Below are 26,579 nucleotides of genomic sequence, written 5' to 3'. Positions count from 1 at the left end.
TCTTATTCTTATCATGTATATAACAAGTTGAATTTTTCTTTTAAAAACTTTGTCGGTTTTAACACTTCTTTTTCATATTTTTGGCTAATAAAATCAAGTTTATTAACAATCTCATCTTGATTAAATTGACGACTTGCTTTAATTGGACCTACCTTATCACCGGTTCCCAATTCCATCGCTATGTCAATATCTTCTGCAGAAGATATTCCATTTTCTATTAATTTAGTTGCTTCATTTAACTTTATATATGCCAGATCATTGAATTCAAAAATATCAGTTCGGTCATCAACGTCGATTTTGGGTCTACCGTTCATCCAATTATAAAAACCTTTTCCTGTTTTCTTTCCGAACTCTTTATTATTTATCTTTTCTTCTAATAGTCGATATGGTCCAAATTCTTCATGTAAAATTTCTTCACGGTATTTTGACGAATCATATAAGATGTCCAAGCCTACAAAATCTGCTAGTTCAAAATGTCCCATCGGCTGACCATGATATTTAAAAAGAGCATCAATTTCTGAAGGTTGAGCGAGACCTCTATCTACTATTGCACCGAGATATGTTCTAACGGGTGAATTAATTCTGTTAACAATAAATGAAGGACTGTCTTTTTCTACTCTTACTGGAACCTTATTAAATTTTCTACATAATTCACAAGAAATATCCATCACTTCATCACTAGTTTCATTACCTCGTATTACTTCAACAAGCTTCATCATGACAACTGGATTGAAGAAGTGGACACCTACAACCCTTTTAGGGTTTGATGTAGAGCTCGCTATCTGAGAAATGCTCATATTAGAAGTGTTAGTAGCTAAAATTACGTTAGCAGGTGCATGTTCATCCAATTCCCTAAATACACTTTGTTTAATTTTCATCACTTCTGGAACGGCTTCAATAATATATTGTGAATGCTTTGTTACCTCTTTAATATCCAATGTCGGACGTAACATTTCTATACTTCTTTTATAAGTTGACTCATCAATTTTACCTTTTTCAAAAAGCTTTTCTAAGCTTCCATGTATACGATTTACTCCTCTGTCTAAATACTCCTGAGTTTTGTCATACAAGTATACAGGAATTCCAGAAAGGGCAATGACTTCGGCAATACCATGTCCCATGTCACCTGCACCAATAACGCCCATTTGTTTAATATCGTTTAGTTCCATTACTAGACCTCCATTTATTTATTAATCTAAAAATAATTTAATATTTGCCTAATGCCATTGAAATGCATAAGTGAGAAATCTTAGGTGAACACACTTTCCAATCCATTAAACATATTTCCAACATTTTTCATATGCTGTAGAGCTGCCATTACTTTGATACGCTTCCCCACTCTTCATAAATTTTTACTACAGACACAATATCCTCCTTACCATACCCCTCATATTTTGTAATACTGTATATTTGCTGTATCAAGGATGCAATTGGTGTTGGTATGCCTAAACTTTTAGATAAGTTAATCCCTATTCCTAAATCTTTTTCACCTAATTCAATTGAGAATCTTCCATCGAAGTCCCTTTCAAGCACAAATGGGAAGCGCTTACTAAATTGATGTGATCTACCACCACTTTGATTTAACACATTAAATAAAAGGTTGGGATTTATACCAAACTTTTCTCCTATAGAAAAAGCTTCTGCAGCAACTGCAATATTTCCTAAGGTCATTAAATTATTTACTATCTTTACAGCTTTGGCGTCACCTGGCTTACCTATGAAGTGAATTTTATGACCAAAACATTTTAATAAGGGCTCTATGCCCTCAAGAACCTCCAGTGATTCACATCCAGCTAATAAAACCAAATTTCCATCTCTTGCCTCTTGAGGACTTCCGCTTACCGGCAAATCTACTAAAATACAATTTTTTCTTTGTACTGATTCGTTTAATGTCCGAATAAAGTTTGGATCAATTGTACTTAAATCAATAAATCTTGTTTCTGGAACGGCATTTTCTAACAAGCTCTCATAAACATTACTTACAATCTCAGTATTGGGGAGAATTGTTAAAATAATATTTGAAGATTTTGCAACGTCAACTATATCAATTGCAGCATTTGCACCAATTTCTACTAGCGAGGTTACAGCTTTTGGATTAACATCATATACCGTTACGTCCATCTCTGCATTGATAATTGCTTCCGCTACAGCACCACCCATCTTTCCTAAGCCAATGATTCCTATTCGCCATTCATTTGAATACATTTAAATATCCCTCACTTTCCAAACTGAAAAAACTATACTTTGATGGAGAATGGATCCCTTACTTCTTCACTTAAATCAATCATTATATTCTTTATTTGTGTATATTCAAAAATTGCATGTAAGCCTCTTTCTTTACCATAACCACTATATTTTGTTCCACCGAAGGGAGCTTGTGCAGCACTCGAACGATAAGTATTAATCCAAACAGTACCTGATTCAATTTTTCTAGCAAATTGATGTGCTCTTGATAAATTCTTGGTCCAGACTCCTGCCGCTAATCCATAGTTAGATTGATTCGCTATATAAAGTGCTTCATCATCATTTTCAAAAGGAATTACACTTAAGACAGGGCCAAATATTTCCTCCTGGGCTATAGTCATTTCATTCTTTACATCCCCGAAAATGGTAGGTTCTATAAAAAATCCATTATTCAATTCACCTTCGGTTACTTTCTTGCCTCCGGCAACTAAGTTCGCTCCTTCTTTTATACCTTCCTTTATCATAGATAAAATTCTATTTTGTTGATTTTCGTTTAAAACAGGACCCATTTGGGTTTCTGGTTTAAGTGGATCACCAAGTACAATTTCCCTAGCTCTTTTTGCAAGAGTATTGATTACTTGATCGTATATTTGCTTGTGTACCAACAATCTTGATCCAGCGATGCAGGTTTGACCGGACGCTCCAAAAATACCCGCCATTGCTCCATTTATTGCATTTTCAATATTTGCATCATCAAAAATAATATTCGGGGATTTTCCACCTAATTCTAGTGTGCATGGAATCAAATTTTTACTAGCATTTTCAGCTATTATTTTTCCAGTAGCGGGACCTCCCGTGAAACTTATCTTATTAACATCAGGGTGAGTGGTAAGCATTGTACCTACCCTACTATCCCCCGTAACAATATTTACAACTCCTTTCGGAAACCCTGCTTCTTCTATTAACTTTCCTAACTCTAAAGTGGTAGCGGAAGTATGTTCAGATGGCTTTATAACTACAGTATTTCCCGTTGCAAGTGCTGGTGCTAATTTGTTAGTCAATGTTTGGATAGGCGAATTCCAGGCCGATATTAATACCGCAACTCCTATTGGTTCTCTTAATGTGTAATCAAACATATTGCCATTATCTAAAGGAATCGTTTCACCTGATAATTTATCAGCAAATCCTGCAAAAAAACGATAATTTCTAGCAGCAAAATGCATTTGTTTTTTTGTTTCTCTTATTACTTTTCCATTGTCAGTTGATTCTAAGATAGCTAGCCTTTCTGCATTTTTATCAATTAAATCGGCTAATTTTAATAATAAGTTAGCTCTAGTAAGGCCGTTTGTTTGGCGCCATTCTAAGTTAAACGCCTTTCTAGCAGATTCGATTGCTGTATTAATATCTTCCTTACTTGCTTGTTGGATCTTGGCCCAGGGGAGTTGATTATAAGGATTAATGGTTGTGAAAGCTTCTGAGGCTGAACTGTTTATCCACATTCCATTTATGTACATTTGATAATACTTCAAAATATCACTCCTATTTATACTGTGCTTATAGTAAAAACTGTTATTATCTGATATTGTATAATATTATGAATATAAATAACAATATCAGTTTTTTATTAATTCTGATAAATCGTTTTTATAATCCAGTAATACCAATGCTTCTAACCACAACAATTTCAATAGGAGGTAATTTATTATGGATAGTAAGGATTGGAATATTATTAAAATTTTATACGAAGAAAAAAATATAACGCGTGCTGCTGAAAGAATATACATTTCACAACCTGCATTAACATATAGAATTAAAAGCATCGAACAAGAGCTAGGTGTAAAGATCCTTTTTAGAACAAAACAAGGAGTAAAATTTACAAAAGAAGGAGAATATCTTGTCCAATATGCTAATAAGATGGTTTATAATTTTCAGAAAGTAAAAGACCATTTATTAAATATGAACGAAATGGATGGTGGCATTATTCGATTAGGTGTTTCAAGAAATTTTGCCAGATTTATGTTACCTGATATATTGAAAGAGTTTTTAGATCAATATAAAAATGTACAATTCCATGTGATAACTTCTTGGAGTCAATCAATTATTAAAATGTTAGAAAAGGATACTATAAATCTGGCAATTATGAGAGGAGAAAACTTTTGGAAAGACGGTAAAATCCTATTACATAAAGAACCGATTTGCATAATTTCTAAAGACCCTATAAATATTAAAAAGTTACCGGATTTACCAAGAATCATTTTTAAGACTGACAATGAGCTTCAGCAAACAATCGATAGGTGGTGGCAAGAAAATTATTCAGACCCATATTCTATTGTTATGGATATTGATAATATAGAAACATGTACAAAAATGGTAGCAAATGGTCTAGGTTACGCAATTGTCCCAAGTATTGGGTTAGCTGAATACCCTGAATTAAAAAAAGTATTTTTAACTAATGAGGATGGAGAGATAATATTAAGAGATACATGGCTTCTATATAGAAATGAGGACTTGGATTATCCTATCATTAAAAAATTTATTTCGTTCCTAGAAAGCAAAGTTTACTGATAATATAAAAACCTTTGAGCAAATTTAATCAACTCAAAGGTTTTCGTTATTAATTATTAATGGTTAATTGTTTTAAAGAATATTTCGCTGCGTTATCACCAGCAATTTTTCCAAAAACCGCTCCAGACATTAATCCTGAACCTCCAGGATAATTATCATAGAAAATTCCACCTATCATTTCTCCTGCCGCATACAGTCCTTTTATTGGTTGGTCCTCTTTATTTAAAACTTCTCCATTTTTATTTGCATGTACGCCTCCGAAACAGAATGTTATACCACATGTAACTGGAAATGCATAAAATGGAGATTCTTCAATACGTAATGACCAGTTTGATTTTGGTGGGATAATTCCCTCGGTTCCTTTCCCATCCTTTATAGATGGAAAATAGTCCCCTTCTTGTACTGCATTATTGTATTGTTCAACTGTTTCTAAAAATTTCTCCTTATTTACTGGGAGTAATTCTGCTAGCTCATCCAAAGTATTCGCAACTAAACTTGTAGCCTCAGGTAGGTTATATTCTTCCCTTAGTTCTTGTCGAACTTGATTATCGAATATTTGGAAGGCAACATGATCAGGTTGCTTCAACACTTCTGCACCGTACTTAGCGTAAGTATAATTTCGAAAGTCAGCTCCCTCATCCACAAATCGCTCACCATTTTTGTTCAACATTATACCTAATGGATATGAATGCTTTTTATAAATATCCCCCGGTTTATCAAAATCACCTACTGATGGCACATTAAAATCAGTTCCAATTGAATGGCATCCTGTCCATTGTCCATGCTTTTGTGCACCAACTTCTAATGCCATTCTTATACCAGCACCAGTATTAAATTCTGTACCCCTTACCTTTGCTGCTTTCCATTGTTCACCAAGATTTTCTGCACGCTGATCCTTATTTGCCTCGAAACTCCCACATGCTAAAACAACACTATTTGTTTTTACAATTATATCTTCATTTTTTTGTTTTACCATTACAGCACAAATTACATTATTTTCAGAAATCAACTTGAAAGCTGGAGACTCATACCATATATCAATATTCATTTCTTCAGCACGTGTAAAAAGTTTTTTAACCAGTCCCATCCCAATTCCTTTTGTTTTAACAGGTAATCCACCCCAAAATTGTATTACGCCATTATTTTTAAACGACTGGTTTGCGAAGTTTAATTCAAATTCTACTCCTTGTTGTTTCATCCAAGAAATCGTGTTGTATGAATTTGATACTAGTTGATTTGCTAATTCAGGGTCACTTTTTCCTCCAGTAACTTTCATTAAATCGTTATAATAATCCTCTATTGTATATTGAGGCATCTTAATGTTAGATGCCTCTTCATCAGTTAATTCGGGCATTAAGACACGAATGTCGTCTAAATCATTATAGGCAAATCTAATGGCACCATCAGTAAAAAATGAATTTCCACCCCGCTTTTCTTTTGGGCCTTTTTCAAGTACTAAAACATTTGCTCCTTGTTCCTTGGCAGATAATGCAGCACACAGTGCTGCATTACCTGCACCTACTACTACAACATCATAATTGAATTCTTTTGTCATTTTTTTCCCCTCCGTATGAATATTCAAAATTATTGTAATATGATTGTGAAAATAAATAAAATATTTATATTTTATTTAGGGTAATAGAAAATATTTATAATTACTCTCAATCATGTGAACGCCAACATAATCCGCTACTTCTTTAGGAATAATAATTTTTGAACTTTGTTACAAAAAGGAGGGGTATATCTATTGAAGAAATGCAATTCTATTCTTTTATTTGGGTTAATTTGTTTTTCACCAATTATTGCAAATGCACATGTAAAGTGGTTTACGGAGAAAGAACCAATAAAGGTTCCTATAGAACAAATCCTTTCTATAGAATTCATAACGTTATCCTTACTAATTGCTCTTTTTTTAGCGTTATTATCACAATTCATACCACAGTTGATGAAGATTCCCGGTGTCGCCAAAATCGATATGACGTTAGATGGGTATCGGAAATACTCTCGTTATATTCTTAAATATGGAACAGCTGCCGCGTTTATTTTACAAGTTGTTAATAGAACTATGTTTGCACCTGAGTTCACGATCCATCATAATTGGCAAACGGTTCTTATGTGGACGATTATCGTTTTACTATTAATTCCTCATCATTTTGCAACAAAACTAGGTTCCATTTTAATGCTTGGTTTATTTATTCATATTTGGAGTTATACCGGTTGGTTTCATATGTTAGATTATGGGTTTTACCTTGCTATCATCGGTGTTTTATTGGTGGGAAGAACGAGATTGGAGACGGCAGGGTTTCCGTTTCTTTACCTCGGAACAGGTTTAAGTTTATGCTGGGTTGCAGTAGAAAAATGGGTTTATCCTTTTATGACGATCGATATTATTCACCGCCATCACGTCCCTACTTTTGGCTTTGCTCCAGAACTATTTATCGTTCTATCGGCATTTATTGAATTCGTCGTTGGTTACCTATTAGTCGTTGGTATTCTCAACCGTTTATTGGCTGTTGTAGTAACCATATTATTTATCATGACAACGACCATATTTGGCTACACTGAAGTGGTGGGACATGCGATGATTCATATTGTTTTAATCATTTTTATTATCGAAGGAATATCCTTTTATCATCCACCAATTAAAATGCATAAGACCCGATTGGACCAAATGATATTTGTTTTCCTAAACTTTTTATTTGTGCTAAGTACATTTTTATTGATTTATTATCGCTTTGCATGAAAAAGGTGCCTGACCCCCAATAAGCTAATGCGTTACCAGGGGGCAGGCACTCCATTTGTATAAGTTCCGTGTTTTTTACAGAGCACTTATGGTTTAAACTACTTAGCGAGTACGTCTTCTACCTCTTGTTGATGGGAAACACAGGGAAAGTTCTCTAGTTTCTTTTTCAGAGTAGAAAAACACAGACCGTCCCCTAGTTTCCCTATACACTTGTTCTTGAGACCCCCTATCGACAAGTCACTGTTACTTGTCAAAATTACATCTCTCGACCTTGTCTTCTTTTACCTAATAACACAAAAAGGACCCGTTAAGGCCCTCTTGTCATTTTTAATGGCTATTTTCTAAAGAGATTGTTGCTATTGTAAAACAATTTATTGATCTGCAATCTATGTTGATTGGCATGAGTCCGCGGAAAGCGAGTCCCTAAGCTGAAAATCAACAGGTGTATAAAAGCAAAACTGTTTACTAAAACAATCTTTTAATAAAATACTTTGTCCACGTTATATTTCGACTTGAGTTTATTAATGATATAGGTTTCATAAATTTCTCGCTCCATTGGATCTTCCACGATACAAATATCGATTTTATGTACTTCGTCTCTGTGCATTTTAATAGGAGATACCGTATCTTCAAAATGTTTTTTTATTCTTTGACGTAGTTTCCGCGCTTTCCCAACAAAAAGAAGCTCATCATTTTTATCAAAAAATAAGAAAATGCCACCTTTATCTCTTGGTATTAGATGGAAATCAATAAATCCGTAAATATCCTTGATTACTGGTTCATTTTCTTTCGGAATTTGTTTCCGTTCTGTTATTGTAAGATCTGGAGCAGGTATGGTAATTTTTATCATGTCCAATCACGTCCCTTTTTTGTATAGAGATAAATGGTATCATATATAAGAAAGAAATGAAATTTTGCAGTTAATTCACGTCCATGCTTCCTTCTTCCGTTCTCTCTACTAGCTTAAATAAAAATCGATAAATTAGACGATATGCTTCCTCTAATGACATCTCCTCTTTAAACCCATTCACAAAATTCAAAGCGAAATTCAAGTCCCATAAGCCATCGCCTTGATTAAAAATCAATTCAAATCTTGCTTCATCTCCATGTAAATCCTTACGTAAGTTTTCTTTAAGAGATGACCCAAACTTTTTCTGCAGCTTCAAACCTACCATGACATCGTATGTTCCAAATACATCATTCACTTCAAATGAAATCGCATCAACGCCGATTAGTTCCAACCAATTAGATTCAAAGTATAGAAATTCATTCTTGTGTTTTTGTAGATAGTCAATCGGGTGTTCTAAAAAAACGAATGATTCTTTAGAGAGAGTTTCTTCTGTTTCTTTATCACATCTTTCAATGTAAGCTTCAAGGAAACGTGTAGTAGGATCTATTTCTATTAATGTAACGTCATTTGAAAGCAATTCATATTTCTCAATATACTCTTTTTCCTCTTGATATAATGGCATTGACGAAGGGGCGGTTTGTTCTTTACTCATCAACTCTGATGAAATGTATTTTTTCAATTGTTTTTGTAACATGGGTGTAGCCTCCTGTATTTGGTGCCTTACCCCGGTGGACTAAAGCGTCTTTCGTTCCAGAGGTAAGGAATTCCATTATGTATCATTTACTCTTTAGCGACTACGTCTTCTACCTCTTGTTGAAGTGCTTGATTCGCTTCTTTTTTGTCCATTAGGTTTTCTACTTGAAGAAAACCTTGCACCATTGCTTCTGTCTTTTCCACTACCTTCATGGCGCTTTGTTTTTTTAATTTGCTCGTTTCTTTCTTTCTGGTATTCCTCCCGATCAGGGATACTTACTCCTTTAATCACTTGTATTTCGAATTTTTGATGAATCCCTTTTTCAATCATTCGTAGGAACTCCATATCCTTAGGAGCCACTAAAGTAATGGCAACCCCATCCCCACCTGCACGGCCAGTTCGTCCAATCCGGTGAACATAGCTCTCAACATCATGTGGAATATCATAGTTATAGACATGTGTTACTCCTTCTACATCTAGTCCCCGTGCAGCAACGTCTGTTGCAACCAAGAACTGAGTTTTCGCATCACGAAATCGTTTCATCGCTTTTTCACGTTTGGACTGTGGTAAATCACCATGCAACTCATCTGATTCATACCCGTTGGCAATCAATGCATCATGAAGCTTTTTAGCACGAATTTTTGTACGACAGAATATAATCGCTAAAAAAGGACGATGCTCTTCGATTAAATGCAATAAAGTTGCTTGTTTTCTCCGGTCAGTTGTTTCAATCACAACTTGTTTAATCTCTTCAACAGTTACTTTTTTTGCTTTCACTTCTATAAACTCTGGCTCTATCATGTATTTTTTTGCAAGAGAGCGAATTTCGTTAGGCATTGTTGCAGAGAACAACATGGTTTGTCTAGATGGGAATGTTTCATGAATGATGTCATCTACCTCTGGAAGAAAACCCATAAGTAACATTTGGTCAGCTTCATCGATCACAAGCATCTGAATCGTTGAAAGATCAATTGTTCCACGGCGAATATGATCTAATAACCGACCAGGCGTTGCAACGACAATATGTTGAGCTCCTTTTAACTTTTTTAATTGATGCTCAACATCCTGACCACCATATACAGCTAACACATTGACACCATCTAAGTTCTCAATCATTTTCTTAATTTCTTTTGAAATTTGCTGAGCCAATTCTCTTGTTGGAGTTAAAATAAGGGCTTGAACATCCGAATTGTGCACATCAATTTTTTCAAGAGTGGGCAGAACAAAAGCCAACGTCTTTCCTGTTCCAGTTTGTGCTTTTGCAATCACATCCTTCCCTTCTAGTACTGATGGAATCGTCCGCTCTTGTATGGAAGTAGGCACTCCTATACCTAATGACTTTAATGTATGGTTAATCTCTTTTCGAATACCCAGTTGTAAAAAATCTGGCAAGGCTAATCACGTCTCTTTTCGTATATTAATGTCCGTTTGTTTGTTCAAAGGCTTATTTACTATAGCATATTGGTTAGTATTTACAGAGTGATTTGGATTATTAATGTTGCATTTCAATGATGCGCATTTCTTTTGAAAAAAGGGGCTTGACCCCAGGTGCGGTAATGCTTTAATGCTGAGTCGCTATATCAACATTGGGGTCAGGTCAGGTCCTTATGGTTCCGGGTACATTTTAGTCTTCTGCCAAACAATACCTTCTTTTCTTTATTCAATTTTCATGCACATATAATATTTCGGCAAAAAACTAGATATTCATTCATATTATCCTCCATAAAAACTAAAAAGGTGATAGTCGCCTCAAAAAAATGGAGGTACTATCACCCTTACATAACTCTATTTAACTACTTCATTATGAGAAGTCTCATTCGATAATGGTAGCTTTTTCGAACTAGTCATATACTTATAAACGACCGCCGCTGCAATGGCACCAATGATTGGACCAATTACATAGACAGGGAATTGGATCCAGTTGATATTGCCGCCTAATAGACTATCTACAACATATGGTCCGAAGGTTCTTGCGGGATTAAATGATGCGCCCGTAGGACCGGCAGTCATCATGATAATCCCTCCAACCGTTAAACCAATAACAAGCCCTCCCCAATCCTTTGGAGCCTTGGAGTCTACTGCAATTCCCATAATGACGAACATAAGAATAAACGCTGCAATGGCTTCGATAATCATACCCTGCATATATCCGGTAGTTGGTGCAAGTACAGTAGCCCCTAAATTACCTAACAAGACTCCGTCCATGCCTAAAACCGTTACAATTCCAAACGCCCCTATGGTACCGCCCACACATTGTGCAATAAGATATGGTCCTACTTCTTTCCATGGAAAATGACCAGTCGAAGCTAATGCGATTGTAACAGCTGGGTTAATGTGACAACCCGTTATTCGTCCTATTGAATAGATCATTGCCATAACAACAATTGCAAAGGCAAAGCTTATAACTCCAATATCCGCCAATGTTGTAGTCTCGTTGTTATTAGCCGTAATAATTCCATTAAAAGCAGCTGTTCCAGGACCAATAAGAACTAATAAAGCAGTACCAATACCTTCAGCAAAACATCGTTTGAACAGGTTGGGCGTCTCCATCAGCAGCCACCTTTATTTCACAAGTCCATGAGGGTCAATTACATATTTTCTTGAAGCGCCTTTATCAAACTTCTCGTAGCCCATTGGTGCTTCATCTAAGGATATAACAGTTGCATTAACAGCTTTTGCAATCTGTGCTTTTCCACTTAAAATCGCTTTCATTAAGTCACGGTGGTATTGCATGACTGGTGTTTGTCCTGTAACAAACGTATGCGCTTTTGCCCAACCTAATCCTAGACGAACTCTCAATGTACCAATTTTGGCATCTTCATCAATTCCACCTGGATCTCCTGTTACATAAAGACCTGGAATCCCAAGTCGTCCTCCAGCACGTGTGACCTGCATAATTGAATTTAATACAGTTGCAGGTGCTTCTATACCACTTGCACCATGGGCAGATGCTTCAAAGCCTACGCAATCTACAGCACTATCAACTTCAGGAATACCTAAAATTTGGTCAATTTGCTCTCCCAAATCAGTGTGATGACGTAGATTTACTGTTTCACAGCCAAAGCTTCTTGCTTGGGCAAGCCTTTCTTCATTTAAGTCCCCTACAATAACGACAGAAGCCCCTAATAGCTGTGCCGAATGTGCAGCTGCTAGCCCAACAGGACCTGCTCCTGCAATATAAACAGTAGATCCTGGTTTAACACCTGCGCTCACTGCTCCGTGATAACCTGTTGGAAAAATATCAGAGAGCATTGTTAAATCTTTAATTTTTTCCATCGCTTGATCTTTGTCCGGAAATTTTAATAATTGGAAATCGGCATAGGGTACCATCACATATTCAGACTGACCTCCTACCCATCCCCCCATATCTACATAACCATAGGCTGAACCAGGACGATCCGGATTTACATTTTCACATATATGTGTGTTGCGCTCTTTACAGCTTCGGCATCGTCCACACGCAATATTGAACGGGACGGACACAAGATCACCTTTTTTGATAAATTCCACATCACGACCAACTTCAATTACTTCTCCAGTAATTTCATGCCCAAGCACAAGTCCTGAAGGAGCTGTTGTTCTCCCTCTAACCATGTGCTGGTCACTTCCACAAATATTCGTTGTCACTACCTTCAAGATAACACCGTGATCACATTTACGTCCTACGTTTAAAGGATTTACCCCAGGTCCATCTCTTAACACTAAATCTGGATAACCAATATCCATTACCTCTACTTTACCAGGTCCCATATAAGCTACTGCTCTATTCCCTGCCATCTTTTTTCCCCCTTTATTAAGATCAATATGAATCAGTCAATTTATATACTTGCAATTATCGTGCCAAACATAATTTCTTTTAAAATTAGCCTTTTTAAGAATGAAAAATAAAAATGCTGTTCAGAACTTGAGCACCATCTGTCCTATTTTGATACAGAAGTGAAACAAATGTATTCATTACTTTCAAAATATTGGAATAATAGTATAATAATAGATGTAAAATATGATTTTCGCGCATAGAATGGCAATGAAAGTATTTAAGGGGGATAGGTATATTCATGTCATCCGTCAATCTTTTAAATCAAAGAAACATCATTGATCTTTCTTGGAAGAGATGTCAAAGGTTTGGACTTTCACCCACTGGCCCAATTCAGGATATCAAAATTACGGGTAAGAAATTACAAGAGGTTCTAACAGAGAATGAGTATTTGATCAAACATACTACTGCCATTTTAGAAAAGCTTTATCCTACCATTCAGTCAAGTGGACTTGTTACAGTGATCGTTGACGGTAATGGAACAATCATTCATAAAATAGGTAAACTCGATATTGATGTATCCATTGATTATTTTTCAATTGGCTCAAATTGGTCAGAGGAAGTTAAGGGTACAAATGCAATTGGACTTGCCATTTATGAGAAAAAAAACATCATCACCCACGCAGAACACCATTTCCATGTTAAAAATCACTTTCTCACATGTGCTGCAAGCCCCATTTTTTCTCCAAGTGGCCAATTTATCGGAGCAGTTAATATTAGTGCTAGGAAAGAGTTATTTCATCCTTCGATGGTTTCTTTAGCAAGTATGATTGTAGAAGCTGTGCAAAACCGATTACTCATGGATCATGTAAACCGTGAAAAGCTACTAGCATTAAAAGAAATGGAAATTACTGCTAATCTATGTTCAAATCCACATCTTACACTCGATCATGAAAGAAGAATTATTCGTGCAAATAAACCCGCCGAGCAATTATTAGGCAGTGATTGTATTGGACAGGAGTTCCATATGAAAGGTGGTTCTTCGATCGATATAATAGACGATTATTCAAATAAAGTTTTTCGTTCTGTTGTTTCCTTACATAGAAATAGCACTAAATCCTCCCAGGACAAAAAGCTTTATACAATCTCTGATATTATTGGCTCCTGTGCAAAAATAGTAAATGTAAGGAAAATTGTTAAAAAAGCATCCTTATCTGAATATCCTGTCATCATTTATGGAGAAAGCGGAACCGGTAAGGAATTAATCGCACAATCCTTACATACATCTGGTACACGGAAAACAAAACCTTTCATTGCGATAAATTGCAGTGCCATCCCTGATAGTTTGATTGAGAGTGAATTATTTGGCTACGAACGTGGTGCTTTTACAGGTGCAAAGCGTGAAGGAGCACCCGGTAAGTTCGAAGCTGCTGACGGTGGAACTATATTCTTAGATGAAATTGGAGACATGTCTTTGAAGGCACAAGCAGCCTTACTTCGCGTTTTACAAGAAAAAACGGTAACCCGAATTGGCGGAGATTCAGTTAAAGTCATTGACACAAGAGTAATCGCTGCAACAAATAAAAATTTGCGCGAGGAAGTACTAGCAGGAAGATTTAGAGAGGATTTATACTATCGGTTGAGAGGAATCTTTATTACACTGCCTCCTCTACGACATAGAACTGACATTATTGAGCTAGCAGAACATTTGATAACAAAACTAGATACCCCTTCTATTCATTTATCGGATGATGCGAAACAAAAACTAATCTCCCACCAGTGGCCAGGTAATATACGGGAGCTTAAAAGCGTTCTTATGCAGGCATCTTTTTTTGCAGAAGAAAATAAGATTAATGGTGAGGATTTACACTTTGAAGATGAGTTTGAGCGTCAACCTACTCGTGGAAATTCTGAAGTAAACACTCCACTTTCTCTGACGAACACTGAAAAAATGGCTATCTTACATACATTACATTCTGTAGAATGGAATATTACTAAAGCCGCCAACATCCTACAAATCAGTCGAAATACGCTATATCTAAAAATGAAAAAGTATAAATTACAGAAATAGAGATTTAGGGCCTGACTCCAAGTGCGGTAATGCTTTAGCACACTCGGGGGTGGGCCCTTTTAACCATTTATTTCTACAGTCCACGCCACTCCACGTTTGCCAGTTTTACTCATCATCTTTCCCCAAAAATATCTCATCTTTCTCTTTCATTTGCTATTTAGGTGGTCTGCTATCAAAATAATTATCAAATATAGAATTCAACTACTTACAACATAAAACACAGGGACGGTTCTCTTGTTTCTTTATCAGAGTAGAAACACACGAACTGTCCCCTAGTTTCAATTTTTTTATTGTTTAATAGATTTTTATAAGCTTGTACCTTTGTTGCTTATACTTTCATCGTGACTTTTTGATTTTATCTTCTTCCAAATAAAATAGATAACTGATATGAAAATTAACCATGGAAAGCCAAGGACCAAGGTATCCTTAAACATAGGAGAAAACCAAGTAGATAATACGACTGATGCTAACAAAATTGCACCTAAAATTGTTAAGTAAGGATAGCCAATCATACGTACAGGAAGCTTCCGGCCACCTTGCTGCTCCCACTTTTTTCGAAAAAAGAAATGTGTCACAAAAATCATGAACCAAACAAACATCGCACTAAAACTTGAAATCGATATCATTTGTACAAAAGCTGTATCAGGGGAAACAACTGAATAAACTGATGCTATTGCAATCCCGATTACTGAAGTAGATAAAGCAATGACAGGAACCTTATTTTTGCTTAATTGACCTAACTTCTTAGGAGCATATCCTGCACGTGATAACGAAAACATCATTCGAGTAGAAATATATAATTGACTATTCATTGCGGAAAGCGCAGCAACAAGGACAACAAAATTCATGATTCCCGCTGCTCCTGGAATGTGGAGAATCTCCATAACTTTTACAAATGGACTTTTGTCTGAACTTGCGGAACTCCACGGTACAATCATGACCATAAGGAAAAGCGTTAATAGGTAAAATAAGATAAGACGAATAACTGCAGAGCGAAGTGCAATTGGCACGGCTTTTTCAGGGTCTTCCGCTTCCCCAGCACTAACGGCAATCATTTCAATACTTAAATAACTAAAGAGAGAAACAAAGATGGCAATCCACATTCCCCAAAACCCATTTGGGAAAAAACCACCATGTATAGTTAGGTTTTGTGTACCGATATTGGTTTGATTTCCTCCAACAATGACATAAGCCGCTAAGATAATAAAACCAACAATTGCAATGACTTTAATAAGGGAGAACCAATATTCAACAGCACCAAACACATTTACACTGGTAGCGTTCACAAAAAGAAGCGTCGCAGAAAATAGTAAAATCCAGACGATCCCCGGGACAGTTGGAAACCAATATTTCATGTAAATGGCAACCGCAGTGATTTCTGTGCCAACTGCACAAACAAGACCAAACCAGTAGGAATAACGAACTGTAAACCCTGCCCAAGGATTCAAATATCGTTCAGCGTAAGCACCAAATGATCCCGAAGTCGGATGAGCAACTGTCATTTCAGAAAGGCATCCTATTAGTATCAAAGAGATTAACGCGCCAATTGCATAACTTACAATCACACTTGGGCCCGCACTGCCAATTGCAAGACCACTACCTAAAAATAATCCAGTTCCTATGGCACCACCAATTGCAATCATGGTAAGCTGGGAGGTTTTTAAACTCTTATTTAACCCTTTCTCCCTTTCGATAATATCCTGGAAATTGTCATTATGTTTCATTTTCCTCACCCTCATATAAATGACGTAAATATGCACTTTACTATTTTTTCTAGCAAACTATTATTTCTTATGGCAGCGGCATATCATTATATCTCTAGTTCCTTTACCACTCCTCTTTATTTTGGAAAAACAAGTTGGTTTTTATTAAATATGTCTATTAAATTTTTCTGCGAACCACCAATTCCAAAATGGAATCATGCATAACCCTGAGTTATCCAATGGGAACAAGGGTTACTAATATGTAGTACCTCGAAAAAGGGGTGCTTATTCGAGGCGCGAATCTCAAGTTATAAATTTCGATTTAGAAATGATCTATTACTTTTTTAAATCATTCAGCCATATTAAGCATTTCAAGAGCTAATATAATAAATTGTCCCCATTAAACTGAAGGTTTAATAATTTCATAAGTTTAGCTCCCTAATTCCTAATTACATGCGCAACAGTTTGGTTAAATACAGATACTAATCGCTCCATTCCTACACTTATCTGTTCTGGGCTTGAATGTGTAAAATTAAGGCGTAACGTATTTTGCTGTGGGTTTTCAACATAGAATGGACCGCCAGGAATATATGCAACCCCATGGTCTAATACCTCTGATAATAATTCTGTTGTATTAATACTCTCATGGACTTTTACCCAGATAAACATTCCACCTTTCGGCTCAACCCAAGATGCAAAGTTTGGATCAACCGATTTTAAATAATTCTGCATTGTGTTCATATGTAGAAAGTATTTTTTTCTCAACATACTAATATGAGCGTCCAAGTCCATATCTTTGATTAAGTAATAGAGGGCCTGTTGGTTAAGGGTACTTGACATAAGATCTGCTGCCTCTTTAATTTGCGATAAATATTTAAGAACTTGAGTAGGTCCTGTTACCCAGCCGACACGCAAAGAAGGAACAACTGTCTTGGAAAAAGTACCTGTATATATAACATGAGTTTTCTCGTAATCCATTGCTGCAATAGGGATATATTGATCATTCTCATTGAATTGAATATCTCCATACGGATCATCTTCTAAAATGAGCGTATTATATTTGTAGGCTAGTTCCAATAAGGCTTTACGACGTTCTTGACTCCAAACTCTTCCCTCTGGATTCGAAAATGTAGGGACAACATAGATAAATTTCGGTTTGTATTGAATTAATTTGGATTCTAACTCATCAAGATACATTCCATCTTCATCACCATTTACTCCAACTACGTTCGCTTCATACGATTCAAATGATTGAACGGCTGCGAAAAATGTTGGATTTTCAGTAAGTACAACATCACCTGGAGATATCATAATACGGCTAAATAAATCGATCGCTTGTTGGGCACCTGTTGTTAATAGGATATTTTCTGGCTTTGCTTGTATTCCTTTGGTCAACACACGTTGGCTTATAAGCTCTCTTAATGGCATAAACCCTGGAGTCATTCCATATTGCAAACTTTTGTTTCCAGATTCAAAAACTTTATCAAATGCTTTCTTAATATCTGCTGAAGGAAAGTAAGGTTCATACGGATTTCCTCCAGCAAATGAAATGACTTCACTTCCTTTTTTTTGAATTAGACCTGCTATTTTACGAATAGGTGAAGATTTAAACATTTTAGTTCGTTCTGCAAAACGATAGCTCATATAAATAAGCCTCCCTTCAATGATAAGCATTACAAATTTGAGTATTAAATTAATTCTGTTAATTCTAAAAATTATGTTGTATCAATACAATAAAATAATTCCGACATGGTGTCAAGTTCTTTTCTTAAAATACATCCTCAACACATAACTGTTACTAAACTTGCTCGTTTTCCAAGTAATTGGTAGAATAGTATTTACTTAATAAGTCAAGATATGTTATATAGGTCTGTATAACAGCAATTTTGGAGACAGGTTCGGACTGAAACCAAGATGATAATCTTCTTTTTTCCCGATTAATAACGTTTTATCAATGTTCCTCTATTATCATTAATTTCCACCTTTCTAACATTCCGGAATGCTAGATTAATAGACAATACTTTCTTTCTAAACGTAAGGATTATTATGCCATTTTACTATCGATACCTATAAAAAGGGGGGTTCAATTGTGAAAGAAGCAGAGAAGACTGAAGACGGCAGACACTTAAGGGCTATGAAAACTCGATACAAAATAATAAATTCTGCTCGTCATGTTTTTTTAAGGGAAGGTTTTCAAAATACAACCATAAAACAGATTATTGAACATGCCCAAATAGGTTATGGAACTGCGTATAGTCATTTCGATGGAAAAGATGACATCTTAATTTTTTTAATGGAAGATGTTATGAAGGAATTCTTCGAGATAGCGCATACTCCTTTTTTTCCTTCTACAAGAGAAGAAGCGAAAGAAATAATCTTAGGGCAAATTTTGAGGTTTCTAAAGATAGCTGAGACTGAAAGAGATATCATGAAGGTATTTTCAGAGGGAATTGGAATTTCACCTATTGCAAATGAAAAATGGGAAGACATTAGGCAAGGTTTTATTCAAAGCATTACAAAAGATATTACCTATTCCCAGAGAAATGGTCTAGCTAGAACAGATTTGAAAGCAGAAATTGCGGCACGTATGTGGTTTTATGCTAATGAAATGTACCAGTGGGAAATTGTTTTTGAGAAAAATAAAAGTCCAATGGAAGAAATAGCAGAAACAATTGTCACAATCTATGTCGATGCGATTTATTTATAAGCTTTCTTTCATAAAATAAACAACAGCTCCTACGGAATTAATATTCGGGGAGCTTTTTTTTGCACTATAATATTTATTTGGGGTATCAAAGGCATATTTCTTAAAAAGGGCGCCTGACCCCAATACGGTAATTTATAACCGTGGGCCAAGCACTAGAATTATTCCTCTTCCTCCTCGATTATAGCTAATCGGGTATTGTCACTTAAAAGAGGTACGATATGTATCGATTCATCATTATCTTCTCCATTAAAAATCTCATCCATCTTGCTATTAGCTTCTTCAGCCTCTTTCTTCCTATTTTTCACAAAAGTATAGCCTCCTTAAGTCAAATCTTTTCTCACTTTTACATTTCCCTCAAAAACTGCTTTTATGTTCAACCAATCTCCAATTTTAGATTGACTCCAAAATTAAGGTTGCGAACAACCGCTGCTATCCCTTTTCTATAAATTATGTAAAAAGGCAAACGGATTGACCGTTTGCGTTTCTATTAAAACAGTAATAAACCAATTGAAATCGGAATGAAGCTATAGAGGAGAATCATGACACAGAACCCCATGATATCCCGAATATGCAATCCTGCTATTGCTAAAGCTGGCAAGGCCCAGAATGGTTGAATCATATTGGTCCAGGCATCCCCCCAGGCAACACCCATTGCCGTTTTCGCCATATCTGCATTAATAGCCTCCGCTGCTTCGATCATAATCGGACCTTGGAATGCCCACTGACCGCCACCGGATGGTACAAATATGTTGATAAGGCCACCACTAACAAACGAAAAGAATGGTAAAGTATGTGCATTTGAAAATGTGAGGAACCACAAAGCAATTTGCTCGGAAAGTCCTGATAATGTAACCATTCCCATAATACCCGCATAGAACGGGAATTGAATGATAATTCCCCCTGCATTTTTTACTCCATTCGTTACCGTGTTTAGGAATTGTTTCGGTGTTTTATGCAACATGATTCCTAAGATTAAGAAAATGAAGTTTACGATATTAATATTTAAATCGAAGCCTTTCGTAACAAAATGATAGGCAATATAGCCCAAACCCATGATTCCGATCAACATCGAAATGATCTTACTGTTCTCAATTTTTTCCGCCGGTGTAGTTGGATTTTTCGATTCTGTTGTAGAATCCGAGTCATCTGGAATCATCAAACTAGATCGGTCTTGGTCGATTGTAGTCGTGCTTTTTATCAAAAACCGGTTAAATATTGGCAGTGTTATTACTAGTGCTGCCACAATGAATAGATTGTATGGACTAAAGAGGGTTTCACTAACCGGAATGACTCCCATTTGGTCTTCTAAAAAGTGACCAGACGTTGCCACCGTCAATGGAATTGATCCTGAAAATCCACCATGCCAAACCAGAAATCCACTGTATGCCCCTGCTACTAAAATACGAAAATCTGCAGATGGTACTTGCCTGGCCACATGGATAGCAAACAGGGCTCCAATGACTAATCCGAATCCATAATTGATTAAACAAGCGATTGATGCCACAAAAGTGACAAGCATGACTGCATGCGCTGGCGTTTTAGCCAATTTACTTATTCTAACTAGGAAATTCTTGATAACAGGTGCATTGGCTAATACATACCCAGTTACCACCACGAGCGACATTTGCATCGTAAAAGCAAGTAAATCCCAAAATCCATTTCCCCAATGCGAAACCATCTCAACTGGTCCGCTTTCTGTAAACAAGATGCCTAATACAAACACTAAGAAAGTAAGAATAATAGCGAAGATAAAGGCATCTGGAAGAAAACGATGAACTAGTCGAACGAAAAAGTTTGTTAACGCTCTCATTTCACACTCCCCTTGTAAGCATTTGAATCATTATATTCCTAATAGTTGTAGAATATGAAAATCGTTATTTTCCGTTGATTTTTCTTATAGGAGAATAGGAAATTTGGCGGAGATGATATTACTTTTTACTTAGGAGGTGTACTTTCCGCTTGGCGTGACATTTTTATTTTTGCAACTTATTCGACAAAAATGAGCAATTTCAGGTGGCATTTGCCTTTTAAAATTAGATAACTTTTCCTCTATTTCCACATTAATCTACAAAACAAGACAAGCATATAGTATAATATTTTATTAGAATGATAGATTGGTGAGGAGGTACAAAAGTTGGGTAATAAGAAAATATATATGACCGCGACTACGGCTGCAATCATTGCCTCTGCATTATTTGCTGCGGGTGAGGTTGAGGCATCAAGCACATACAAAGTTCAGAGTGGTGATTCACTTTGGAAGATTGCTCAAAAACATAATATTACTGTTACACAATTGAAGTCCTTTAACAATTTAACAAGTGATATTATTTTTCCGAATCAAATTCTTAAGACAGATTCCACCAACAATGCAACAAGCAATAATACACAACCCGTAACTGAAAAAGTAGTCCAAATACCTAGTACATCAACGGCAACTACATACACTGTAAAATCTGGTGATTCACTAAGTCGGATTGCATTGGCACATAAGATTTCACTTAATGAATTAATGCAATGGAATAACTTGAATTCCACGCTTATATTCCCAGGAAATGTATTTGTTGTAAGTAAACCGAACACAACAGAGGTACCAACTAACTCTACTCCACAGACAACAGAGAAGCCTCAAGTAGAAACGGTTCAATCTGCTACTGTTTATACAGTAAAGTCAGGCGACACCTTATCAAGAATTGCATTAGAATATAAGGTTACAGTTACAAACCTTAAGAACTGGAACAACCTGAAATCAGATATAATCTATATTGGTCAAAAGCTAAATATTGGTGATGGCGCTAAGGTAGAAGCTCCTGTAGTTGAAACTCCGCCAACAAATATTAGCTATAATGTCGATAAGTTGATTAACGTCGCTAAAGGCCTATTGGGAACTGGCTATGCCTGGGGTGGGTCTTCACCGAATGGATTTGACTGTAGTGGGTTCATTTACTATGCATATAACCAAGCAGGATTAAATATTAATCGCTATTCAAGCGAAGGCTTCCATATGCGATCCTATTATGTAAATACACCTAATGTTGGAGACTTGGTATTCTTCCAAGGAACTTATAAACCTGGTATTTCCCATATGGGGATTTACATTGGGAACAATGAATTTATCCATGCTTCAAATGACGGAGTTGTCATTTCGAACGTAAATGACTCTTATTGGAAAAAACATTTTGAAGGGTTTAAGAGGTTTTATTAAGAGATTTTAACGCGTGAGGAAGTTAATTCTTAGGGATTGACTTCCTTTTTACTTCTCATTAAAGTAAGACCTGTTGTAAAAAAGGCCACTTCCAAAACTAGAAGAGACCCTTTGATTAGACAATCTTATAATTTATTTAAAATTTCTTTAATAAATCCCGGTTCATCCTTAGGTGTACGAGAAGTGATAATATTTCCATCAACCACTACCTCTTGGTCCAAAAAGTTCTTCAGCGTTTTTATACCGTTTCGTTCTCTTACTTTACACTTTAAAACTTCTGATACTTGCAAAGGAAATTCTTGTGTTTAGGTACAAAAGTTAATACTTTCCTAATTTGTGTACGTTGGTGCTCTTTGTCATCAAACGTACCCTAAGAAACTGCAACAGATACTGGTAGCAATTGTTTCATTCGAAACCAACTCCATTTACCAGTTTTTTGTTATGTTTATTATTTTCAATTAATACAGCAGACAAATTATCACTTTGTTTTGCACGTGGATACAAATTACAATCTTTGTCCTTCTTTTCTATCTGTCTAATCTGTCTAATGGTTTCTTTTATAAAATCTAAATCAATCCAACCATTACCAATATTAGTGATACAGCCTTATTGATATTCAACAATCCTAATTTCATAATCAGTTATCTTCTAAGTCTTATTACCTCGTGTTCCTAAGGTATTAGCACTGGAAAATTTTCAAAGAAATCTTTTTTGAAAAAAAGAAAGGTATCCTGTCCTTAATTTATCGATTATTAAAATCATCTATATTCTTCAATAAACGTATTTGTTAACGCACCTAATTTTTCTACTTCTACCGTGACAATATCACCTGGTTTAATGTAGACTTGTTTGTCTTCTGGAAATCCAAGCACAACTCCTTCAGGTGTTCCAGTTAAGATCAAATCACCTGGTTCTAGAGTCATGTGTTGAGATATATAGCTGATAATTTCATCACAGTAAAAAATCATATCGGATGTATTCGAATTCTGACGTAATTCACCATTTACTATCGTTTTAATGGCTAAATTATTTGGATTCCCCACTTCATCGGCTGTCACTAAGTATGGACCTATCGGGCTAAAATCATCACATGATTTTCCTAAAAGCCACTGTTGAGTTCTTGTTTGTAGGTCTCTTGCAGATAAATCATTTACTGTACAATACCCAAATACATATTCTAGTGCTTCTTCTCTCGAAACATACTTCGCTTTTTTCCCAATAACTAATCCCAATTCAACCTCGTAATCTAGCTTATGGGTTACCTTAGGAATTTCAATACTACAATTGTGTCCTGTTAATGTATTATTAAATTTATTAAATAAGATAGGGACCTCTGGATAAGAAGAATTGGTTTCATCTGCATGCCTTCTGTAGTTTAGCCCTACACAAATTATTTTACTTGGTTGTGTAACAGCTGGTCCCCACTCTATGTGTTGTGGTTTTTGGACAAAGGGAGAATCTTTCTGTAAAGGGAGCTCCTTTAAATAGGTACTTAAAATGTCCATCACTTTAGCCCCACCATGAATCACATCTATTATGGTCGTTGGGACGCCCTCTTTTGGATGAAGAGATAAGGCTTTCTCCATGTCTATAATTCCCACTTCTTCTTGAACGCCTAACACCCATTTATCCTCTTTTTTTATAGTTAAAAGTTTCATTTTTTCCCTCCTACAAGGTTAATAGAACTTTTGTCACATTCCCTGCGTTTTCTATCAGACTTTCAAATGCAGATTGTCCTTCTTCTATTGGTAAATAAACAGTACCTGGAAGAAGCTCAACTTTTCTCTCAATTAACCAATGCAAGGCAATTTCAAAATCATCTGGCGTATAAGCAAATGCTCCCTGCATGTTAATTTCTTTTCGGATAATGTCGTTTACTGGAAGACTAGCACGTGACTCATGTAGTCCGGTAAAAATAACTTTCCCAGACGTCTTTAAAAATTCAACACAGTGGTTTCGAGTCACATCATATCCAACTGCATCGATCGCAATGTCTACCCCAATCTTAGGTATAACCCCTCTTAATTCTTCGACAGAAGAGACGGTACTTGCCCCTAACTTTTCAGCAATGTGTAATCGTTCTTTATTAATATCCATCATGATAATGTTGCTTGACCCTAAGATCTTGGCAGATTGTAATAAGAATAGACCTATCGGACCTGCACCTATAATTAGTACCGTATCTATCCCAGTAAGATTCGCTAACCGACAAACATGGACAGCACAGGCAAGTGGTTCGGCTAAAGCTCCTATGTCTAAAGAAACATCACTTGGTAGCATATAGACATTTCGCTCTGGAACACAAACGTATTCGGCAAAAGCCCCTGGAACATGAGCCCCTAACAGTTGTCTTGATGTGCATAAATGAGCTTTACCTGTTATACATTTATTGCACTTCAAACATGAAATCAAAGGATTCACAGTAACATGATTATGTACTTGAAAAGAAGATACCTTTGATCCTAACTCCTCAATTGTTCCTGAAAATTCATGGCCCATGACAAGCGGTGCTTTGCGTAATGAATTATGTCCTAGGTATCCACTTAATTCAGAACCACAAATTCCAACTTTCTTTACTTTGATTAGAACTTCATCTTCTCTAGGTGAAGGTACTTGTAAACTTCTCATATTCATTAATCTTGGTCCTTCATATACCAGTGCCTTCATGGTAGCATTCATTCCATCACTCCTTTACTAGTTCCTTTTTTAAAATTGGGCTTTCCAAGCCGAGTAATCGTACAGCTGAGTTTGTTCTTAACAAAGTTACCTATACAGCATTTACCTTCTTTACCTCTTTTAGCATACACAGGATTTCGTCTACTACCATTTGTCCTGATTTCGGCAAAAGCTGGCTGGATCTTGCTGTTTTAATTTCATAACCACCTTCAGTAAAAGCATTTTCTGTGGGAACATATCCGACACAATCGTTAGCTAAACCAATAACCATAGTTTCTTTAAAATGGCCATTTGTTTTTATCGTTAACCCTTGTTCAACGAAAAATTCACCTGGCAAACAGGCAATTGCATGCTCTCCTATTTGAATCACTTGTATTTCAGTTTCTAAATAATCTTCTTTTATTTTACTTAGGGCAATAATTTCTTTAGCATATCCTTCTTTTGGAACTCCATCTAATAGAGAAGGAACCTTCCAATTTACTTGGTCAAGAATCACCTTTGCCTCTTCCACCATTTCTGATGTGATTTCTCTTCTTGGCAATTGTACTTGTTTAGACAGTACATTTATTTGGTGCGATGATGAATAATTGATAGACCTAATTACTGCAAGCACCTTATCCGCTAAAATTTCACCGACTCGATCTGCTTCTTCAAACCCTCTTGATTGATTTGGTTCATTAATATTAATATGATTAATATTTCCTGAAGCTCCATTCGCGAATAGAACAACCAAATTTTCATCAATTTCGCTTTCTAATTTAACCGTTAATTTATGGATAAAATCCCTCGAGAAAAGCCAATCCTTTCCAACCAATATAGCAGAATGAAGTGTATAGTTTACTATAAGAGATTGAATGTTTTGTTGTTCATCCCTAACACTTAACACAAATAGATCTGGATCTATCGGACCAGCAGACTTATCTACCTTATGTAGATTGATAGGTTCAAAGTTCATTTTCAAGGAACCATCCTTCATAAAAATTCTTCTATTAAAGGCAACCGATTCCTCAAACCCTTTTCCAACTCCTAATTCTGCTGTCCACTTATGTTCGATGCAGCTTGAAACTCCAGCAACAACCTTTTCTACTAATTCATCAAGGTACTTTATAATTATTGGATGGAAGTCGTCCTTAAAACATTCCATAATATCTGGTCCAGAATGAGTGTGAGTGGCAAAAATCGTAATTTGATTAGCACCTATCCCACATTCCAATTCAATTCTTGTTTTCATTCTTTTCACAAGGAAACCTGGTACAGCTACAACATCCATTCCGATGAAAAGAATTTGATTTTCTTCATTATTTAAATACAAGATATTAGCAAAGAGGGAATCATGTACACCTCGTGAATAGTTATCCTCTCTAACATTCCCACCAATCGGTGCTCCTACAGGTGGTGTGATTTCAACTTTTTTACATCCTGCTTGCAAG

22 protein-coding genes are annotated in these 26,579 nt (G+C 36.0%); 5 read left to right on the top strand and 17 right to left on the bottom strand.

The window, feature by feature from the left end; genetic code table 11:
- Window positions 1-11: 11 nt before the first annotated feature.
- The 3 genes from V7097_RS06870 to V7097_RS06860 form a co-directional block, all read right to left on the bottom strand.
- Window positions 12-1,169: a 3-hydroxyacyl-CoA dehydrogenase gene (locus tag V7097_RS06870; RefSeq protein ID WP_335702870.1), complete on the bottom strand. Its 1,158-nt coding sequence runs from the start codon at window positions 1,167-1,169 to the stop codon at window positions 12-14.
- Between the two features lie 148 nt (window positions 1,170-1,317).
- Entirely contained in the window at window positions 1,318-2,205 is an 888-nt protein-coding gene (locus V7097_RS06865) for an NAD(P)-dependent oxidoreductase (protein ID WP_335702869.1), read from the bottom strand.
- Between the two features lie 32 nt (window positions 2,206-2,237).
- On the bottom strand, window positions 2,238-3,713 hold the full coding sequence (locus V7097_RS06860; RefSeq protein WP_335702868.1) for an aldehyde dehydrogenase: 1,476 nt from the start codon (window positions 3,711-3,713) through the stop codon (window positions 2,238-2,240).
- Between the two features lie 175 nt (window positions 3,714-3,888).
- On the opposite strand from V7097_RS06860, the gene V7097_RS06855 reads away from it, so the two are divergent.
- Entirely contained in the window at window positions 3,889-4,749 is an 861-nt protein-coding gene (locus V7097_RS06855) for a LysR family transcriptional regulator (RefSeq protein WP_335702867.1), read from the top strand.
- Window positions 4,750-4,798: 49 nt separating this feature from the next.
- On the opposite strand, the gene tcuA is transcribed toward V7097_RS06855, so the two are convergent.
- On the bottom strand, window positions 4,799-6,304 hold the full coding sequence (gene tcuA, locus V7097_RS06850) for an FAD-dependent tricarballylate dehydrogenase TcuA (protein ID WP_335702866.1): 1,506 nt from the start codon (window positions 6,302-6,304) through the stop codon (window positions 4,799-4,801).
- A 192-nt stretch (window positions 6,305-6,496) separates the two neighbouring features.
- On the opposite strand from tcuA, the gene V7097_RS06845 reads away from it, so the two are divergent.
- Entirely contained in the window at window positions 6,497-7,492 is a 996-nt protein-coding gene (locus V7097_RS06845) for a DoxX family membrane protein (RefSeq protein WP_335702865.1), read from the top strand.
- A 478-nt stretch (window positions 7,493-7,970) separates the two neighbouring features.
- Here the strand turns inward: V7097_RS06845 and V7097_RS06840 are convergent, their stop codons facing one another.
- The 5 genes from V7097_RS06840 to fdhA all read right to left on the bottom strand — a co-directional run bounded on the left by V7097_RS06840 (window position 7,971) and on the right by fdhA (window position 12,813).
- On the bottom strand, window positions 7,971-8,342 hold the full coding sequence (locus tag V7097_RS06840; RefSeq protein ID WP_335702864.1) for a nucleotide excision repair endonuclease: 372 nt from the start codon (window positions 8,340-8,342) through the stop codon (window positions 7,971-7,973).
- Between the two features lie 70 nt (window positions 8,343-8,412).
- Window positions 8,413-9,036: a branched-chain amino acid aminotransferase gene (locus V7097_RS06835; RefSeq protein ID WP_335702863.1), complete on the bottom strand. Its 624-nt coding sequence runs from the start codon at window positions 9,034-9,036 to the stop codon at window positions 8,413-8,415.
- A gap of 93 nt (window positions 9,037-9,129) precedes the next feature.
- Entirely contained in the window at window positions 9,130-10,428 is a 1,299-nt protein-coding gene (locus V7097_RS06830) for a DEAD/DEAH box helicase (RefSeq protein ID WP_335702862.1), read from the bottom strand.
- A 393-nt stretch (window positions 10,429-10,821) separates the two neighbouring features.
- Window positions 10,822-11,586, bottom strand: coding sequence for an MIP/aquaporin family protein (locus V7097_RS06825; protein ID WP_335702861.1), 765 nt, complete (start codon window positions 11,584-11,586; stop codon window positions 10,822-10,824).
- 12 nt (window positions 11,587-11,598) lie between these two features.
- Window positions 11,599-12,813, bottom strand: a complete 1,215-nt coding sequence (gene fdhA / locus V7097_RS06820) for a formaldehyde dehydrogenase, glutathione-independent (RefSeq protein ID WP_335702860.1) — start codon at window positions 12,811-12,813, stop codon at window positions 11,599-11,601.
- Between the two features lie 278 nt (window positions 12,814-13,091).
- On the opposite strand from fdhA, the gene V7097_RS06815 reads away from it, so the two are divergent.
- Window positions 13,092-14,861, top strand: coding sequence for a sigma-54-dependent Fis family transcriptional regulator (locus V7097_RS06815; protein ID WP_335702859.1), 1,770 nt, complete (start codon window positions 13,092-13,094; stop codon window positions 14,859-14,861).
- Between the two features lie 305 nt (window positions 14,862-15,166).
- On the opposite strand, the gene V7097_RS06810 is transcribed toward V7097_RS06815, so the two are convergent.
- On the bottom strand, window positions 15,167-16,585 hold the full coding sequence (locus tag V7097_RS06810; protein ID WP_335702858.1) for an amino acid permease: 1,419 nt from the start codon (window positions 16,583-16,585) through the stop codon (window positions 15,167-15,169).
- Window positions 16,586-17,002: 417 nt separating this feature from the next.
- On the bottom strand, window positions 17,003-18,208 hold the full coding sequence (locus V7097_RS06805; RefSeq protein ID WP_335702857.1) for a PLP-dependent aminotransferase family protein: 1,206 nt from the start codon (window positions 18,206-18,208) through the stop codon (window positions 17,003-17,005).
- A gap of 445 nt (window positions 18,209-18,653) precedes the next feature.
- Between V7097_RS06805 and V7097_RS06800 the strand changes: the two genes are divergently transcribed.
- A complete protein-coding gene (locus tag V7097_RS06800; RefSeq protein ID WP_335702856.1) occupies window positions 18,654-19,271 on the top strand; it encodes a TetR/AcrR family transcriptional regulator in 618 nt (205 codons plus the stop codon).
- A gap of 158 nt (window positions 19,272-19,429) precedes the next feature.
- On the opposite strand, the gene V7097_RS06795 is transcribed toward V7097_RS06800, so the two are convergent.
- Together V7097_RS06795 and V7097_RS06790 are read right to left on the bottom strand one after the other, a co-directional pair.
- On the bottom strand, window positions 19,430-19,576 hold the full coding sequence (locus V7097_RS06795) for a hypothetical protein (protein ID WP_335702855.1): 147 nt from the start codon (window positions 19,574-19,576) through the stop codon (window positions 19,430-19,432).
- Window positions 19,577-19,758: 182 nt separating this feature from the next.
- A complete protein-coding gene (locus V7097_RS06790; protein ID WP_335702854.1) occupies window positions 19,759-21,081 on the bottom strand; it encodes a short-chain fatty acid transporter in 1,323 nt (440 codons plus the stop codon).
- A 324-nt stretch (window positions 21,082-21,405) separates the two neighbouring features.
- On the opposite strand from V7097_RS06790, the gene V7097_RS06785 reads away from it, so the two are divergent.
- Window positions 21,406-22,473, top strand: a complete 1,068-nt coding sequence (locus V7097_RS06785) for a peptidoglycan endopeptidase (protein WP_335702853.1) — start codon at window positions 21,406-21,408, stop codon at window positions 22,471-22,473.
- Between the two features lie 125 nt (window positions 22,474-22,598).
- On the opposite strand, the gene V7097_RS06780 is transcribed toward V7097_RS06785, so the two are convergent.
- From V7097_RS06780 to V7097_RS06765, 4 genes are all read right to left on the bottom strand, one after another.
- Complete coding sequence (locus V7097_RS06780; protein ID WP_335702888.1) at window positions 22,599-22,715, bottom strand: DJ-1/PfpI family protein; 117 nt, start codon at window positions 22,713-22,715, stop codon at window positions 22,599-22,601.
- Between the two features lie 516 nt (window positions 22,716-23,231).
- Window positions 23,232-24,131 (bottom strand): fumarylacetoacetate hydrolase family protein, encoded by a 900-nt coding sequence (locus V7097_RS06775; RefSeq protein ID WP_335702852.1) that lies wholly within the window; start codon window positions 24,129-24,131, stop codon window positions 23,232-23,234.
- Window positions 24,132-24,141: 10 nt separating this feature from the next.
- The gene (locus tag V7097_RS06770) at window positions 24,142-25,152 is read right to left on the bottom strand and encodes a zinc-dependent alcohol dehydrogenase (protein WP_335702851.1); all 1,011 of its coding nucleotides are present in this window, start codon (window positions 25,150-25,152) and stop codon (window positions 24,142-24,144) included.
- Window positions 25,153-25,240: 88 nt separating this feature from the next.
- A complete protein-coding gene (locus tag V7097_RS06765) occupies window positions 25,241-26,578 on the bottom strand; it encodes a hypothetical protein (RefSeq protein ID WP_335702850.1) in 1,338 nt (445 codons plus the stop codon).
- Window position 26,579: the final 1 nt, after the last annotated feature.

Origin of the sequence: Bacillus sp. JJ1562 (assembly GCF_036962705.1) — a bacterium.
Classification (GTDB): domain Bacteria; phylum Bacillota; class Bacilli; order Bacillales; family Bacillaceae_L; genus Ferdinandcohnia.
This window is presented reverse-complemented; position numbering and strand designations above follow the sequence as displayed.

Bases quoted from the DNA above. Each gene is read 5' to 3' on its own strand.
- V7097_RS06870 (WP_335702870.1), bottom strand. From the start codon at position 1,169: ATGGAACTAAACGATATTAAACAAATGGGCGTTATTGGTGCAGGTGAC.
- V7097_RS06865 (WP_335702869.1), bottom strand. From the start codon at position 2,205: ATGTATTCAAATGAATGGCGAATAGGAATCATTGGCTTAGGAAAGATG.
- V7097_RS06855 (WP_335702867.1), top strand. From the start codon at position 3,889: ATGGATAGTAAGGATTGGAATATTATTAAAATTTTATACGAAGAAAAA.
- tcuA (WP_335702866.1), bottom strand. From the start codon at position 6,304: ATGACAAAAGAATTCAATTATGATGTTGTAGTAGTAGGTGCAGGTAAT.
- V7097_RS06840 (WP_335702864.1), bottom strand. From the start codon at position 8,342: ATGATAAAAATTACCATACCTGCTCCAGATCTTACAATAACAGAACGG.
- V7097_RS06835 (WP_335702863.1), bottom strand. From the start codon at position 9,036: ATGTTACAAAAACAATTGAAAAAATACATTTCATCAGAGTTGATGAGT.
- V7097_RS06825 (WP_335702861.1), bottom strand. From the start codon at position 11,586: ATGGAGACGCCCAACCTGTTCAAACGATGTTTTGCTGAAGGTATTGGT.
- fdhA (WP_335702860.1), bottom strand. From the start codon at position 12,813: ATGGCAGGGAATAGAGCAGTAGCTTATATGGGACCTGGTAAAGTAGAG.
- V7097_RS06815 (WP_335702859.1), top strand. From the start codon at position 13,092: ATGTCATCCGTCAATCTTTTAAATCAAAGAAACATCATTGATCTTTCT.
- V7097_RS06810 (WP_335702858.1), bottom strand. From the start codon at position 16,585: ATGAAACATAATGACAATTTCCAGGATATTATCGAAAGGGAGAAAGGG.
- V7097_RS06805 (WP_335702857.1), bottom strand. From the start codon at position 18,208: ATGAGCTATCGTTTTGCAGAACGAACTAAAATGTTTAAATCTTCACCT.
- V7097_RS06790 (WP_335702854.1), bottom strand. From the start codon at position 21,081: ATGAGAGCGTTAACAAACTTTTTCGTTCGACTAGTTCATCGTTTTCTT.
- V7097_RS06775 (WP_335702852.1), bottom strand. From the start codon at position 24,131: ATGAAACTTTTAACTATAAAAAAAGAGGATAAATGGGTGTTAGGCGTT.
- V7097_RS06770 (WP_335702851.1), bottom strand. From the start codon at position 25,152: ATGAATGCTACCATGAAGGCACTGGTATATGAAGGACCAAGATTAATG.